Origin of the sequence: Rhodoferax sp. U2-2l (assembly GCF_020594515.1) — a bacterium.
Lineage (GTDB): Bacteria > Pseudomonadota > Gammaproteobacteria > Burkholderiales > Burkholderiaceae_C > Rhodoferax.
In genome coordinates this window covers 1-14,117 of the sequence record NZ_JAJCTH010000016.1, presented here as the reverse complement: position 1 = coordinate 14,117, position 14,117 = coordinate 1, and the positions used below count along the sequence as shown (strand labels likewise).

Sequence of the window (14,117 nt, the reverse complement as noted above, 5' to 3'; positions counted from 1 at the left end):
TGGCAGCCCCCGTCACCCACAACCCAAGCTGCCCTGTCAAACTTGTGAGCCCTTCAAGCTTCCAGCCACAGCATATTCAGCACCGGCAGCTCTTACATTTATAGTCATTTAACTTGTCTATCGCATCCATTCTCAGTGAGGTTTTTGGCTACCAGGCCTTTCGCGGGCCGCAGCAAGCCATCATTGAACACGTGACCGGTGGTGGTGACGCGCTGGTGCTGATGCCCACCGGCGGCGGCAAAAGCCTGTGTTACCAGATTCCCGCCATTGCCCGCCAGGCCGCGGGCAATGGCATCACGGTGGTGATCTCGCCGCTGATTGCGCTGATGCACGACCAGGTGGGTGCGCTGCACGAGGCCGGTGTCAAGGCCGAGTTTTTGAACTCCACGCTGTCGTTCGAGCAGGCCAGCCAGGTGGAGCGGCGCCTGATGCAGGGCGACATCACCCTGCTGTATGCCGCGCCCGAGCGGGTGACCACGCCGCGCTTTCTGGCACAGCTTGATTCGCTGCAGGAGCGCGGGCTCTTGAGCCTTTTTGCCATTGACGAGGCGCATTGCGTGAGCCAATGGGGCCATGACTTCCGGCCCGAATACCGGGCGCTCACCGTGTTGCACGAGCGCTACCCGACGGTGCCGCGCATCGCCCTGACCGCTACCGCCGACGCGCTGACCCGCGCCGACATCATCGAGCGGCTGCAACTGCAGGATGCGCGCCTGTTCATCAGCAGTTTTGACCGACCCAACATCCGCTACACAATTGTCGAAAAGCGCGAGGCCACGCAACAGTTGCTGCGCTTCATCCAGGACGAGCACATGGGCGATGCGGGGGTGGTGTATTGCCAGTCGCGCAAAAAGGTGGAGGACACCGCCGAGCTTCTGTGTGACCACGGCATTGCCGCCCTGCCCTACCACGCCGGGCTTGCGCCCCAGGTACGCCAGGCCAACCAGGACCGGTTTTTGCGCAGCGAAGGCATTGTGATGGTGGCAACCATCGCCTTTGGCATGGGCATCGACAAGCCCGATGTGCGTTTTGTGGCGCACCTGGACATGCCGAAAAACATCGAAGGCTACTACCAGGAAACCGGCCGCGCCGGGCGCGACGGACTGCCTGCCGACGCGTGGATGTGTTATGGCCTGCAAGACGTGGTGAACCAGCGCCGCATGATCGACGAGAGCCCGGCCGAGGAAGAATTCAAACAGGGCCTGCGCGGCAAGCTCGACGCGCTCTTGGGTTTAGCGGAAGCCACCGACTGCCGCCGGGTGCGGCTGCTGCGCTACTTTGATGAAGCCAGCACCGACTGCGGAAATTGCGACAATTGCCTGCACGCGCCGGAGGTGTGGGACGCCACGGATGCGGCGCGCAAGCTGCTCTCCACCGTGTACCGGGTGCAGCAGATGAGTGGTTTTGGCTTTGGCGCCGGGCACATCGTGGATATTCTGCGCGGCAAGGTCACCGAGAAAGTCACGCAGCGCCGACATGACACCCTGAGCACGTTTGGCATTGGCGCCGATTTGTCAGAAACCCAATGGCGCGCCGTGCTGCGCCAGCTGCTCGCGATTGGGGCGGTGGCGGTGGATGCGCAAGCGTTCAATACGCTGGCGCTCACCGAGGTGTCGCGCGCCGTCCTCAAGGGCGAGGTGCCGATCCGGCTGCGCACCAGCGCGCCCAAGGCTGCCACACGCAAAAGCCGCCGCACCAGCCAGGTCGCCACACCCAAGGTGGCGGCGGTGCTGGATGGCGCCGAGCAGCAGCGTTATGCCGCCCTGAAAGCCTGGCGCGCCGAAGTCGCCAAGGAACACAACCTGCCCGCCTACGTGATTTTTCACGACGCCACGCTGGTGGCCATCGCCCAATCCGCACCACGCTCACGGCTGGCGTTGCAAGGCATCAGCGGTCTGGGTGTGCGCAAGCTGGAAGCTTATGGCGATGCGGTTCTGGAGGTGATCGAGGCCTCCTGCACGCCCTGACTTGAGCCGAGCTGTGGCTTGCAGCCTCTTAGAAACAACCGCGCATCACGATCCATCACACAGCGTTTGGCTGCGTGATCAGAAGGTTTCCCAGTCCGAATCACTGGTGGCTTGAGCGGCTGGCGCAGCCAGCTTGGCGGGTGCCGGGCTGGGTGTTGCGCGCGCCGCAGCGCCCTTGGCAACACCCGCGGCACGGCGATCCACCCCCTTGAACGCGCTGGGCTTGGCAGGGTGCGCGCGAACCTTGGCCCCTGACAAGGCGCTTGCGCCAGCAAAGGTATCACCGCCCAGCTTGAACACGGCCACCGTTTGCACCAACTCCAGCGCCTGCGTTTTCAGGCTGTCTGCAGCAGCGGCCATTTCTTCCACCAGCGCGGCGTTTTGCTGCGTCACCTGGTCCATCTGTGTCACGGCTGCGCCAACTTGGGAGACCCCATGGCTTTGCTCCTGGCTGGCGCTGCTGATCTCGCCCATGATGTCGGTCACCCGCCTGATCGAGGCGACCACCTCGGTCATGGTACTGCCCGCTTGGTCGACCAAGGTGGTGCCTTGCGCCACCCGTTCCACGCTGGCGTTGATCAAGCTCTTGATTTCTTTGGCCGCTTCAGCGCTGCGGCCCGCCAGGCTGCGCACCTCGGAGGCCACAACCGCAAAACCCCGCCCTTGCTCGCCAGCACGCGCGGCTTCTACCGCCGCATTCAGCGCCAAAATGTTCGTCTGGAAAGCAATGCCGTCGATCACGCTGATGATCTCGCTGATTCTGCGGCTGGCTTCGTTGATACCCTTCATGGTGTCCACCACTTGAGCCACCACCTCTCCCCCCTGCACCGCCACCGTGCTGGCGCGCATGGACAGTTGGTTGGCCTGGCTCGCGCTGTCGGCATTTTGTTTGACGGTGTCATTGAGTTGCGCCATGCTGGAGGCGGTTTGCTGCAACGCGCTGGCTTGTGACTCGGTGCGCGTGGACAAATCATTGTTGCCAAGCGAGATTTCAGCACTGGCCGTGGCGACACTTTCGGCGTTTTGGCGCACCTTGATCAGAACCGCCTGCACTTTTTCAGCAAATTGGTTGAATCCGGCAGCGATGGCGGCCAATTCGTCTTGACCGTCCACCGGCAGGCGATGTGTCAGATCACCGTCGCCCGAGCCAATGTTGTGCATCACGTCGCGCAGCATCGGCAAACGCCGCAGCAGTTGGGTCAAGACGGCGCCAAGGATCAACACGGTCACCAAAGCAATGACCAAGCTGCTGACGATCGACGACCACATCATGGCGCTGATGCCTGCCAGCGCCTCGTCAGGCGGCAGCGCAATGATCAACGTCCAATCGGTTCCCGTGATCGCCTCGGCCTGCAGCAAGCGCTTGTCGTTGCCGACCACAAACTCTTGCAAGCCGTCGGCTGACACCAGCGACCCCACGCTGACATTGGCCAGTGCCGGTACCAAATCGGTGATGGGCTTGAGCACCACAGAGGCGTCTTCATGAACGATGATTTTGCCGCTTTTGTCAACAATCATGCCGTAGGCGCCGGGGGTTGGCCGGATGGCGGCGACATTGCGAACCACACCGTCCATAAAGACGTCGGCGGCGGTCACGGCGATCAGCTGGCCCTGGTCCATCACGGCCGAGGCGAAGGTAACGACGAGTTTTTGGCTGCCAGCATCGACGTAAGGCTCGGTGATCACCGGCCCGCTGGCCGCAGCGGCCCCTGTGTACCAGGGCCTGCTGGTCGGGTCGTAATCCGGTGGCAGGTTCTGTACTTCAGAAAATGCCGTGCGCTTGTCCGGGAAACCGAGATAGACCGAGTCCACCGCGCCCGCTGCCTTGGCGACTTGCAAAAACGGTATTGGGTCGGCTTCTCCCACCTTGCCAGCCACTGACTTGACCACCTGGTGGCGTGCGCTGACCCAGTCCGCAACACCCGCCGCATGCGAGCGCAGCAACGAGCGGGTTTGATCCGTCAGGGCGGCCATCGCGTTGTGCCTGGCCGTGAGCAAATTGGTGCCCGACACCAGCAACTGCCCAAAAAGCACCAGCGCCCCGGTCACCAACACCACTTTTCCGCGCAAGGTATTCATGAAACTGAACATGTCTTTTTTCCCCAAATGTGACATCGGTCAACCGGCTATTCCCGTGTGCAAGCGCCAACAACTTGCACGCGCCAACTGTAAACGAGCGCCATGGCCCGTGGCTGCTTTTTCGCCAACGCGGTGCCGCCTCAGGAGATTGCCCAGTCCGAGTCATGGGTGCTGCTGACCTTGAGCTCGTGTCAGGCGGGGGTTTCCTCTGGTTGATGACGGTTTTGGCGTCTTCGCTGGCAGCCCCCCCGAGCCAGCACCTTGTCCTGGGCGGCAGCTTGCTTTGCCTGGGCAAAGACCTTGTCGTCATCAACTTGGGCCGTCTTCAGGCGCTCAAAAGCCTTGGGGGTTGGCAGATCCAGCCGGATGTTGCGCAAGGTCTGGCGCATGTGCACATCCGTAGCGGGAGAGATCAAGCACGGCAGCGGGCCTGATCTGTGCGGGAGGTGGCTAGAAGGTTTCCCAATCCGCGTCAGAGGTGCCACTGGCAGGTGCGGGTGCTGCCAGGGGCGCCGGGGCAAGCTTGGCAGGCGTGGCGGCACTTCGGGCGGCCGCGCCTTTGGGCACACCACCGGCGCGCCGGTCAACCCCCTTGAAAGCCACCGGTTTGGCAGGATGGGCACGCACGGCCGAGGTGGGAAGCGGTCGCGCCGCATCATGATCACCCACACCGAGCTTGAACACCGCCACCGTTTGCACCAGCTCCTGCGCCTGGGCCTTGAGGCTGCTGGCAGCGGCGGCCATTTCTTCTACCAGGGCGGCGTTTTGCTGGGTGACCTGGTCCATCTGGATCACCGCTTCGCCCACCTGGCCCACGCCCAGGCTCTGCTCATGGCTGGCCGCGCTGATCTCGCCCATGATGTCGGTCACACGTTTGATGGACGTCACCACCTCTTGCATGGTGACGCCGGCTTGGTCCACCAGCGCGCTGCCGCTCTCAACCCGCTCCACGCTGGCGCTGATCAGCACCTTGATTTCCTTGGCCGCCTCAGCGCTGCGCCCGGCCAGCGAACGCACCTCGCTGGCCACCACCGCAAAACCACGGCCCTGTTCACCGGCGCGGGCGGCTTCCACGGCCGCGTTCAGCGCCAGAATGTTCGTTTGGAAAGCAATGCCGTCAATCACGCTGATGATGTCGCTGATCTTGCGTGACGCGTCGTTGATGCCGCGCATGGTGTCCACCACCTCGGCCACCACCGCGCCACCTTGCTCAGCCACGTGGCTGGCACTTACCGCGAGCTGGTTGGCCTGGCGCGCGTTGTCAGCGTTTTGCTTGACCGTGGAGCTGAGTTCTTCCATGCTGGCAGCAGTTTGCTCCAGCGCGCTGGCTTGCGATTCGGTGCGGCTGGACAGGTCGTTGTTGCCTTGGGCGATCTCGGCGCTGGCGGTGGAGACACTCTCACTGCCTTGACGCACCTGTTGCACCACGCCAGCCAGGCTGGTTTGCATCTTGGCCAGCGCTTGCATCAGATGGCCAATTTCGTCCTTGCCGTCTTGCGGCAGTACCTGGCTCAAGTCACCCTCGCCAATGCGCCGCGCCGCCGTGCTGGCCAGGTCAATGCCTTTGGCGATGCCTCTGGAAATGCTCCAGCTGGCAAACACCGCAATGCCGACGCACAGCACCAACAAGACACCGCCCAGCACAAACAGCTGGCTGAACATGGCCTCGATAGCGGCGCGCGTGTCGCGCACGTTGGCCAGTTCGCCGTCCACCAGCGCCTGGGTCACGCGGATGTAATCTGTGGTGGCGGGCAGCAGTTTGTCACGCACGACCGATTGGGTGCCAACTTCGTCACCCGCAGCTTTCAGGGCATTGGCCTCCTCGCGCACGGCCAGCCAGACCTTGCGCACGTCACCCACGGCTTGTGCACGCTTGCGCGATTCTTCGTCCGTGGCCAGTTCCAGAAACTTCTTTTGTGTGGCTGTGGTGCTGGCACTGGTGGCCGCCATGTCGGCCTTGAAAAAATCAAACAGGGCAGGCCCGGGCGAGTAGGCCACGGCCAGTGAGCGCGCAGAGTTCTGCCGCACGTCGCCCTGCCACTTGTCCGCCAGGTCCAGCAACTGCGTCTGCAGTTCCATGCGCTCGGCGGCGATGGATACCTGCTGGATGCGCCAGGCCGTGATGGCCGACAACACCAGAAAAGCCAGCGTGATGGCAGCGAAACCAAGCGTCAGCCGGGTGGAAATCTTCAAATGGTTCATCGCAGAGCCCTATGGTGCGGAAAACGGTGATCTGAATCATAGAGTCATTCAGCACCGGCAAAACGCTCAAACAAGCCCGCAAAGGCCTGCCTTGTCAACGCCGACACGGCGCGCGAGCCTGACCCAGCCTCGCCGATGGCAAAAGGTCTTTGCTACACTCAATTGATGTTCATCCATAAAACCACCATCACAGGTTGTAGCGACCGGGGAGCCTGGCCCTGGCGTCCGCTGCACACGTCGTCGGCCCTGCGCTGACACCCTTGTCCTGTTTGTATGAACCGCAGCTCCGCGCTGCCGCCGGATGGTTTTGATGCTTTTGCCCTTGTGTCTTTGACGGGGCGGCTCAGACCAGCGGCATTTGATGGAAAGAACCTCTCCTGTGATTTCTCAATCCGAATTTGATGAACTGGCAGCCCAGGGCTTCAACCGCATTCCGGTCAGCGCCCAGGCGTTTGCCGATCTGGAAACGCCGCTCTCTCTGTACCTCAAACTCACCCGCAGCGCCGCCTGCAGCTTCCTGCTGGAGTCGGTGGTGGGGGGCGAACGCTTTGGCCGCTACAGCTTCATTGGCCTGCCCGCACGCACCTTGCTGCGCGCCAGCGGCTTTGGTGAGCAAGCCCGTACCGAGGTGGTGACCGACGGTGTGGTGGTGGAAACCAGCCAAGCCAACCCGCTCGACTTTATTGCCGACTACCAGAAGCGCTTCAAAGTCGCGCTGCAGCCCGGCATGCCGCGTTTTTGTGGTGGTCTGGCGGGTTATTTTGGCTACGACGCGGTGCGTTACATCGAGAAAAAGCTGCAAGCCACTTGCCCGCCCGATGAGCTGGGGACGCCCGACATTTTGCTGCTGCAGTGTGAGGAGCTGGCCGTCATTGACAACCTCTCAGGCACCCTGCACCTGATGGTCTATGCCGACCCAGCCCAGACCGATGCTTATGGAAAAGCTACCAAAAGACTAGCGGAGCTCAAGGCCTTGCTGCGCGAGTCGGTGCAGGCGCCCGAGATTCTGCCCAGCACCAGCCAGAGCGCTCAGCGCGACTTTGCCAAAGCCGACTACATCGCCGCCGTGGAGCGCGCCAAGGAGCTGATCGCCGGTGGCGACTTCATGCAGGTGCAGGTCGGCCAGCGCATCAAGAAGCGCTACACACAAAGCCCTTTGAGTCTGTACCGCGCGCTGCGTTCGCTCAACCCCAGCCCCTATATGTATTACTACAACTTCAGCGGGGCAGTGCAGGGCGGGGCGGACTTCCATGTGGTCGGTGCCAGCCCCGAGATTCTGGTGCGCCAGGAGCAGGTCACGGTGGCGGGCCAAACTGCCCAAAAAATCACCATCCGCCCGCTGGCGGGGACGCGCCCACGCGGCGCCACGCCTGAGCTGGACAAGGCCGCCGAAGTCGAATTGATTCACGACCCCAAAGAGCGCGCTGAACACGTCATGCTGATTGACCTGGCGCGCAACGACATTGGCCGCATCGCCCAGATTGGCAGCGTCAAGGTCACCGACGCGTTTTGTGTCGAGCGCTACAGCCATGTGATGCACATCGTCAGCAACGTCGAAGGCACGCTGCTCGATGGCATGAGCAGCATGGACGTGCTCAAAGCCACCTTCCCGGCTGGCACCCTGACTGGCGCGCCCAAGGTGCACGCGATGGAGCTGATCGACCAGCTGGAGCCGACCAAACGCGGCCTCTACGGCGGCGCCTGTGGTTACCTGAGTTATGCGGGCGACATGGACGTGGCGATTGCGATCCGTACCGGCATCATCCTGGACCAGATGCTCTACGTGCAGGCGGCAGCTGGTGTGGTGGCCGATTCGGTGCCCGAGCTGGAATGGAAAGAAACCGAAGCCAAGGCGCGCGCCTTGTTGCGGGCGGCGGAACTGGTGGAAGAAGGTCTGGAGTAAATCATGAGCCAACCCATCCAACTCCTGATGATCGACAACTACGACAGCTTCACCTACAACATCGTCCAGTACCTGGGCGAGCTGGGGGCGCAGGTCACGGTAGCGCGCAACGACAAAATCACGATTGAGCAGATCGATACGATGCTGGCGGCAGGCCAGCTCGACCGGCTGGTGATCTCGCCCGGCCCGTGTTCACCGGCCGAGGCGGGTATCTCGGTGGCGGCGATCCAGCACTTTGCTAATCAGCTGCCGATTCTGGGTGTCTGCCTGGGCCACCAGGCGATTGGCGCGGCTTTTGGCGGCACCATCATCCGGGCGCAGCAGCTCATGCACGGCAAAACCTCCACCATCAGCACCACGCAGGAAGGGGTGTTTGCAGGTTTGCCCGCGCAGTTCACCGTCAACCGTTACCACTCGCTGGCGATCCAACGTGACAACTGCCCCGCTTGCCTGAAAGTCACCGCCTGGACCGACGACGGTGAAATCATGGGCGTGAAACACACCAGTTTGGACATCGAAGGCGTGCAGTTCCACCCAGAAAGTATCCTGACCGAACACGGCCACGCGATGCTGAAGAACTTCCTGGCCCCGCGCCCCGCCGACAGTCAGCGCGCTTGATGCGTCGGAATGCTTCGGCAAACATAGCTACTGGTCCTTATTCAATAAGGGCCGGTGGCGTCAAAGTCTTGTAACCATGATCAAAACCGTTGACCTCCGTAGTGACACCGTCACCCAGCCCACCTCTGCCATGCGCGCCGCCATGGCCGGTGCACCCGTGGGTGACGATGTGTTTGGCGACGACCCCAGCATCAATGCCTTGCAAGACAAGCTGGCCAACATGCTGGGTTTTGAAGCTGCGCTGTTTGTGCCGACCGGCACACAAAGCAACCTGTGTGGCCTGATGGCGCACTGCCAGCGTGGTGACGAGTACATCGTGGGCCAGATGGCGCACACCTACCGCTGGGAGGGCGGTGGCGCGGCGGTGCTGGGCAGCATCCAGCCCCAGCCGCTGGAGCACCAAGCTGACGGCACATTGGCGCTGGCCGACATAGAAGCGGCCATCAAGCCAGACGATGCCCACTTTGCCCGCACCCGGCTGCTCACGCTGGAGAACACCTTTGGTGGCAAGCTGCTGCCGCTGGACTATGTGCAAGCAGCGACCGACTTGGCCAAAAACCACGGTCTGGCGCGGCACCTGGACGGCGCGCGGCTGTTCAACGCGGCGGTGGCGCAGGCCACGCAGTCGGCTGAAGGGTATGCGTCTAATCGGCCTCAAGCCCTCATGAATAAAGGGCCTGAAGCTATCACTTATGACGCCATCGTTAACGAGGCACGCCGCATTGCCCAGTGTTTTGACAGCGTGTCGGTGTGTCTGAGCAAAGGCCTGGGCGCACCGGTGGGCTCTGCCCTGTGCGGCAGCGCCGACTTCATCACCCGCGCCCACCGCATCCGCAAGATGGTGGGTGGCGGCATGCGTCAGGCCGGGATGCTGGCCGCAGCGGGCAGCTACGCGCTGGATCACCATGTGGCACGGCTGGCCGACGACCATGCGTTGGCGCGCCGTCTGGCCGACGGGTTGCAGGGCCTGCCCGGGGTGGTGGTGGAGCCGCCACAGACCAACATTGTGTTTGTGGATCTGGTGGATACCGCCAAGTCCCGTGGGGCAGAGCTGCTGCCGTATTTGACCTCGCACGGGGTGCTGGCCACCGGCCTGTACCGTCTGCGTTTTGTCACCCATCTGGATGTGGATGCCGCGGGCATCGACCACGCGGTGTCGGTGATACGTGCCTATTTTGAGCACCACTGAGCGCGCGCCATGCCTGACACCCACCAGTTGCTGCTGTTCATCGCCGCCGGTTGGTTGCTGAACCTGACACCCGGCCCCGATGTCCTGTACATCGTGACGCATGCGCTGCGCAGTGGTGCGCGCGCGGGCATCGTGGCCGGGCTGGGCATCACCACCGGCTGTTTTGTGCACATCTTTGCCGCAGCGCTGGGTGTGGGCGCCTTGCTGGCGGCCTCGGCCACTGCGTTTAACCTGCTCAAGTGGGCCGGGGCGGCCTACCTGTTGTATGTGGGTGTTCGGCTGCTGTTCTCGCGTGCTCAGGGGAACGTGTTGCCCAGCGCGGGTGCAGAAGCCAAAGCCCCGGTACCCGCCGATTTGTGGCGGGTGTACAGCGGTGGTTTCTGGACCAATGTGCTCAACCCCAAGGTGGCGATCTTTTTTCTGGCCTTTGTGCCGCAGTTCATCACGCCCGGCACAACACAGACCACCTGGGTGTTTCTGGCACTCGGTGTGCTGTTCAATGTGAATGCCATTCCAGTCAACACCGGCTGGGCGCTGGCAGCGGCCTGGATGGCGCGCCGGTCCAGCCAGGTGCAGCGTGGCATGCACTGGCTGGACCGCGTCGCTGGCGCCCTGTTCATCACCTTCGGCCTCAAACTGGCCCTGACCGACAATCCCGTCTCGTAGATTCTGCATCGACCGCACCAGGAGCGCGCATGACACACACCATCAAAATCACCCCGCAGGAAGCGCTGTTGCGCACCATCGAACACCGTGAAATTTTTCACGACGAGATGCTCTACATCATGCGTCAGATCATGGCTGGCGAATGGTCCCCAGTGATGCTGGCGGCCTTCATCACCGGCCTGCGTGTCAAAAAGGAAACCATCGGCGAGATCACCGCCGCCGCGCAGGTGATGCGCGAGTTCGCCACCAAAGTGGACGTGGCCGACAAAACCCATCTGGTGGACATCGTGGGTACCGGAGGTGACAGTTCGCACACCTTCAACATCTCGACCTGCGCCATGTTTGTGGCCGCAGCCGCAGGTGCCAAGGTCAGCAAACACGGCGGGCGCAGTGTCAGCAGCAAAAGCGGCAGCGCCGATGTGATGGAGTCGCTCGGTGTCAACATCAACCTCAAGCCGGAGGCGATTGCCCAGTGCATCGCGCAGGTGGGGGTGGGCTTCATGTTTGCGCCGAACCACCACCCTGCTATGAAAAACGTGGCGCCGGTGCGCCGCGAGATGGGTGTCAAGACGATTTTTAACCTGCTCGGGCCACTCACCAACCCGGCTGGCGCACCCAATATTTTGATGGGCGTGTTTCACGCGGATCTGGTAGGTATCCAGGTGCGTGCGCTGGAGCGCCTGGGCACCGAACACGCGGTGGTGGTGTACGGCAAGGACGGCCTGGACGAGGTCAGTCTGGGTGCTGCCACCTTGGTGGGTGAACTCAAAGACGGCAAGGTCACCGAGTATGAAATCCACCCCGAAGACTTTGGCCTGACCATGGCCAGCACCCGCGCCTTCAAGGTTGAGACACCCGAGCAGTCGCGCGCCATGTTGTTGGGTGTGCTGGACAATGTGGACGGTCCGGCCAAAGAGATCGTGATCTTCAACGCCGGTGTTGCGCTGTATGCGGCCAATGTCGTGGACTCGATGGCAGCCGGTATCCAGAAAGCACGGGCTGCTCTTGAATCAGGCGCTGCCAAGGCCAAGCTTGATCAACTGGTGACGGTAGCCCACAGCTTGAGCGCTGTCGGATGATGCAGCTGCTCCATACCGACGGCGCTTGGATTGCTATCGGCATTTCGGTCTTTTTTATCGTGGTCGGGGTGTTGATGAAACGTGTGTTTGTCAACATCCTGAAACAGGGCGCCACCCCTACCGACTCTTTTTCTGCCACCCCTGAGGCATCCCAACATGACTGATATCCTGAACAACATTGTGGCGGTGAAACACGAAGAAGTGGCCGCCGCCAAAAATCGCAAACCACTCGACATGGTGCGCGCCGACGCCGAGAGCCGGGTGCTGACCCGCGACTTTGTGGGTGCCCTGCGTACCAAGATCGCGGCGGGCCAACCAGCGGTTATTGCCGAAATCAAAAAAGCCAGTCCATCCAAAGGCGTGATCCGTGCCGACTTCATCCCGGCCGACATCGCCCAGAGTTACGCCGAATTTGGCGCCGCCTGCCTGTCGGTACTGACCGACCAGCAGTTCTTCCAGGGCAGCGTGGACTACCTGAAACAGGCCCGCGCCTCTTGTCAGCTGCCGGTGTTGCGCAAAGACTTTATGGTGGACGCCTACCAAATTTATGAGTCTCGCGCCATGGGGGCCGATGCGGTGCTGCTGATCGCTGCCTGCCTGGATGACGTGCAGATGAAAGAGTTTGAGGCCATCGCCCGCAGCCTGGACATGGCGGTGCTGGTGGAGGTGCACGATGCGGTGGAGCTGCAGCGCGCGCTCAAGCTCAGAACGCCATTGATTGGTGTGAATAACCGCAACCTGAAAACCTTTGAGGTGTCGCTTGACACCACACTGACGTTAATGAAAGACATCCCGGCGGATCGCCTGCTGGTGTGTGAAAGCGGCATCCACACCCGCGACGATGTGTTGCGGCTGGGTGCGGCGGGTGTCAACGCCTTTTTGGTCGGTGAAGCCTTCATGCGTGTGCCGGAGCCGGGTGAGGCACTGGCGGCGCTGTTTGGATAACGGCTCACTCACACCCTTTTGACATCGGTGTTTATGTCAACAAGCGCCCAATTGGCATCAGCCCACCCCTCTGACTGGCCGGTCGATCCCGGCTGGCAAGGACTGGTCACTCATTTTTTTGAGTCTGCCAAAGGACAGGCGTTGCTGGCTTTTTTGCACCGTAGGCTGCAGGAGGGCGCGGTGATCTTCCCGCCCACCCCGCTGCGTGCGCTGGAACTGACACCCCTCGACAAAGTGCGCGTGGTCATCCTGGGCCAGGACCCGTACCACGGTCGGGGTCAAGCTGAAGGGCTGGCGTTTTCTGTGGCGCCTGGTGTGGCGTTACCGCCGTCGTTGCGCAATATTTTCAAAGAGTTGCAGCGCGATCTGGGCGAACCACCACCCACATTTCCCATCCCTGGCGGTAGCCTGGTGCGCTGGGCTCGCCACGGCGTGCTGCTGCTCAACACGTGTTTGACGGTTGAAGAAGGCCAACCCGCCAGCCATGCCAACCGTGGCTGGGAGGTCTTGACGGACGCCATCATCCAAGCCGTCTCGCAAAACGCGGCGTCTGTGGTTTTCATGTTGTGGGGCAGCCATGCCCAAAGCAAACGTCCACTGATTGATGCATCGCGCCATTTGGTACTTTGCGCCAACCACCCCTCACCGCTGTCGGCCTTGCGCCCACCAGCGCCGTTCATCGGCTGCGGCCATTTTTCGCAATCAAGAGCCTGGCGTGAACGGCATCAAAGCAACACACAAGCCGCGACTCCCAACTTGGCGATCGCACCAAAAGGAGCACAGCCCTAACTATTTGTTGTCGAACCATCAAAAAGTTCTGGTTTACGCGACAAAAGCAAAACTCCATGGCATAATTCTGCGTTCACTGGAGAGGTGGCCGAGTGGTTAATGGCAGCAGACTGTAAATCTGCCCTCTTACGAGTACGGTGGTTCGAATCCACCCCTCTCCACCAGTGACAGATTGACTGTTAGATAGCCGTTGGGGTGCGTGCTCAAAGGCGCAGGAGCTCTGCAACGGTAGCTTGCAAGGCAGGCCTGTGCGGGGTTCGTATAGTGGTAATACCTTAGCCTTCCAAGCTAAAGCGAGGAGTTCGATTCTCCTACCCCGCTCCATAGCCTGCGCAGTTTGATCGGTTAGACAAGATTCAGCCCATTTGGCTCAGTGGCAGAGCACTCCCTTGGTAAGGGAGAGGTCCCGGGTCCGATTCCCGGAATGGGCACCAGATTTGTTTTAGTTTGACGGTTCTTTCCTTTTCGGAGTCACAAAATGGCAAAAGAAAAATTCACACGTACCAAGCCCCACGTCAACGTGGGCACCATCGGTCACGTTGACCACGGCAAGACCACCCTGACCGCAGCCATCACCACCGTGCTGGCAGCCAAGTTTGGTGGCCAGGCCAAAGCCTACGACCAAATCGACGCAGCCCCCGAAGAAAAAGCCCGTGGCATCACCATCAACACCGCCCACG

Annotated in this window: 13 protein-coding genes and 3 tRNA genes; 13 read left to right on the top strand and 3 right to left on the bottom strand. The window is 61.6% G+C overall.

Annotated features, from left to right (window positions below; all coding sequences use genetic code 11):
* Positions 1–113: 113 nt before the first annotated feature.
* Positions 114–1,967 (top strand): DNA helicase RecQ, encoded by a 1,854-nt coding sequence (gene recQ / locus LHU53_RS14580; RefSeq protein ID WP_227333387.1) that lies wholly within the window; start codon positions 114–116, stop codon positions 1,965–1,967.
* 78 nt (positions 1,968–2,045) lie between these two features.
* On the opposite strand, the gene LHU53_RS19825 is transcribed toward recQ, so the two are convergent.
* From LHU53_RS19825 to LHU53_RS14560, 3 genes are all read right to left on the bottom strand, one after another.
* Entirely contained in the window at positions 2,046–4,058 is a 2,013-nt protein-coding gene (locus tag LHU53_RS19825; RefSeq protein ID WP_304621936.1) for a methyl-accepting chemotaxis protein, read from the bottom strand.
* 179 nt (positions 4,059–4,237) lie between these two features.
* Entirely contained in the window at positions 4,238–4,435 is a 198-nt protein-coding gene (locus LHU53_RS14565) for a hypothetical protein (RefSeq protein ID WP_227333386.1), read from the bottom strand.
* Positions 4,436–4,496: 61 nt separating this feature from the next.
* Complete coding sequence (locus LHU53_RS14560; protein ID WP_227333385.1) at positions 4,497–6,248, bottom strand: methyl-accepting chemotaxis protein; 1,752 nt, start codon at positions 6,246–6,248, stop codon at positions 4,497–4,499.
* A gap of 361 nt (positions 6,249–6,609) precedes the next feature.
* Between LHU53_RS14560 and LHU53_RS14555 the strand changes: the two genes are divergently transcribed.
* The 12 genes from LHU53_RS14555 to LHU53_RS14500 form a co-directional block, all read left to right on the top strand.
* A complete protein-coding gene (locus LHU53_RS14555; protein ID WP_255632049.1) occupies positions 6,610–8,151 on the top strand; it encodes an anthranilate synthase component I family protein in 1,542 nt (513 codons plus the stop codon).
* Between the two features lie 3 nt (positions 8,152–8,154).
* Positions 8,155–8,769 carry an aminodeoxychorismate/anthranilate synthase component II gene (locus LHU53_RS14550; RefSeq protein ID WP_227333383.1) on the top strand — a complete coding sequence of 205 codons (615 nt, stop codon included), beginning with the start codon at positions 8,155–8,157 and terminating at the stop codon, positions 8,767–8,769.
* Between the two features lie 76 nt (positions 8,770–8,845).
* The gene (locus LHU53_RS14545; protein WP_227333382.1) at positions 8,846–9,958 is read left to right on the top strand and encodes a GntG family PLP-dependent aldolase; all 1,113 of its coding nucleotides are present in this window, start codon (positions 8,846–8,848) and stop codon (positions 9,956–9,958) included.
* A gap of 9 nt (positions 9,959–9,967) precedes the next feature.
* Complete coding sequence (locus tag LHU53_RS14540; protein WP_227333381.1) at positions 9,968–10,624, top strand: LysE family translocator; 657 nt, start codon at positions 9,968–9,970, stop codon at positions 10,622–10,624.
* Positions 10,625–10,653: 29 nt separating this feature from the next.
* A complete protein-coding gene (trpD, locus tag LHU53_RS14535; protein WP_227333380.1) occupies positions 10,654–11,703 on the top strand; it encodes an anthranilate phosphoribosyltransferase in 1,050 nt (349 codons plus the stop codon).
* Positions 11,700–11,867 (top strand): hypothetical protein, encoded by a 168-nt coding sequence (locus tag LHU53_RS14530; protein ID WP_227333379.1) that lies wholly within the window; start codon positions 11,700–11,702, stop codon positions 11,865–11,867. The genes trpD and LHU53_RS14530 overlap by 4 nt, the downstream gene beginning before the upstream one ends.
* Positions 11,860–12,648 carry an indole-3-glycerol phosphate synthase TrpC gene (trpC, locus tag LHU53_RS14525; protein WP_227333378.1) on the top strand — a complete coding sequence of 263 codons (789 nt, stop codon included), beginning with the start codon at positions 11,860–11,862 and terminating at the stop codon, positions 12,646–12,648. The genes LHU53_RS14530 and trpC overlap by 8 nt, the downstream gene beginning before the upstream one ends.
* Positions 12,649–12,681: 33 nt before the next feature.
* A complete protein-coding gene (locus LHU53_RS14520; RefSeq protein ID WP_227333377.1) occupies positions 12,682–13,437 on the top strand; it encodes a uracil-DNA glycosylase in 756 nt (251 codons plus the stop codon).
* 78 nt (positions 13,438–13,515) lie between these two features.
* Positions 13,516–13,601 (top strand) — tRNA-Tyr (locus LHU53_RS14515).
* A gap of 86 nt (positions 13,602–13,687) precedes the next feature.
* Positions 13,688–13,761: transfer RNA gene (locus LHU53_RS14510), tRNA-Gly, on the top strand.
* 35 nt (positions 13,762–13,796) lie between these two features.
* Positions 13,797–13,871: transfer RNA gene (locus LHU53_RS14505), tRNA-Thr, on the top strand.
* Between the two features lie 44 nt (positions 13,872–13,915).
* Positions 13,916–14,117, top strand: a 202-nt coding sequence (locus LHU53_RS14500) for a GTP-binding protein (RefSeq protein WP_255631905.1), incomplete at its 3' end; no start/stop codon positions are given.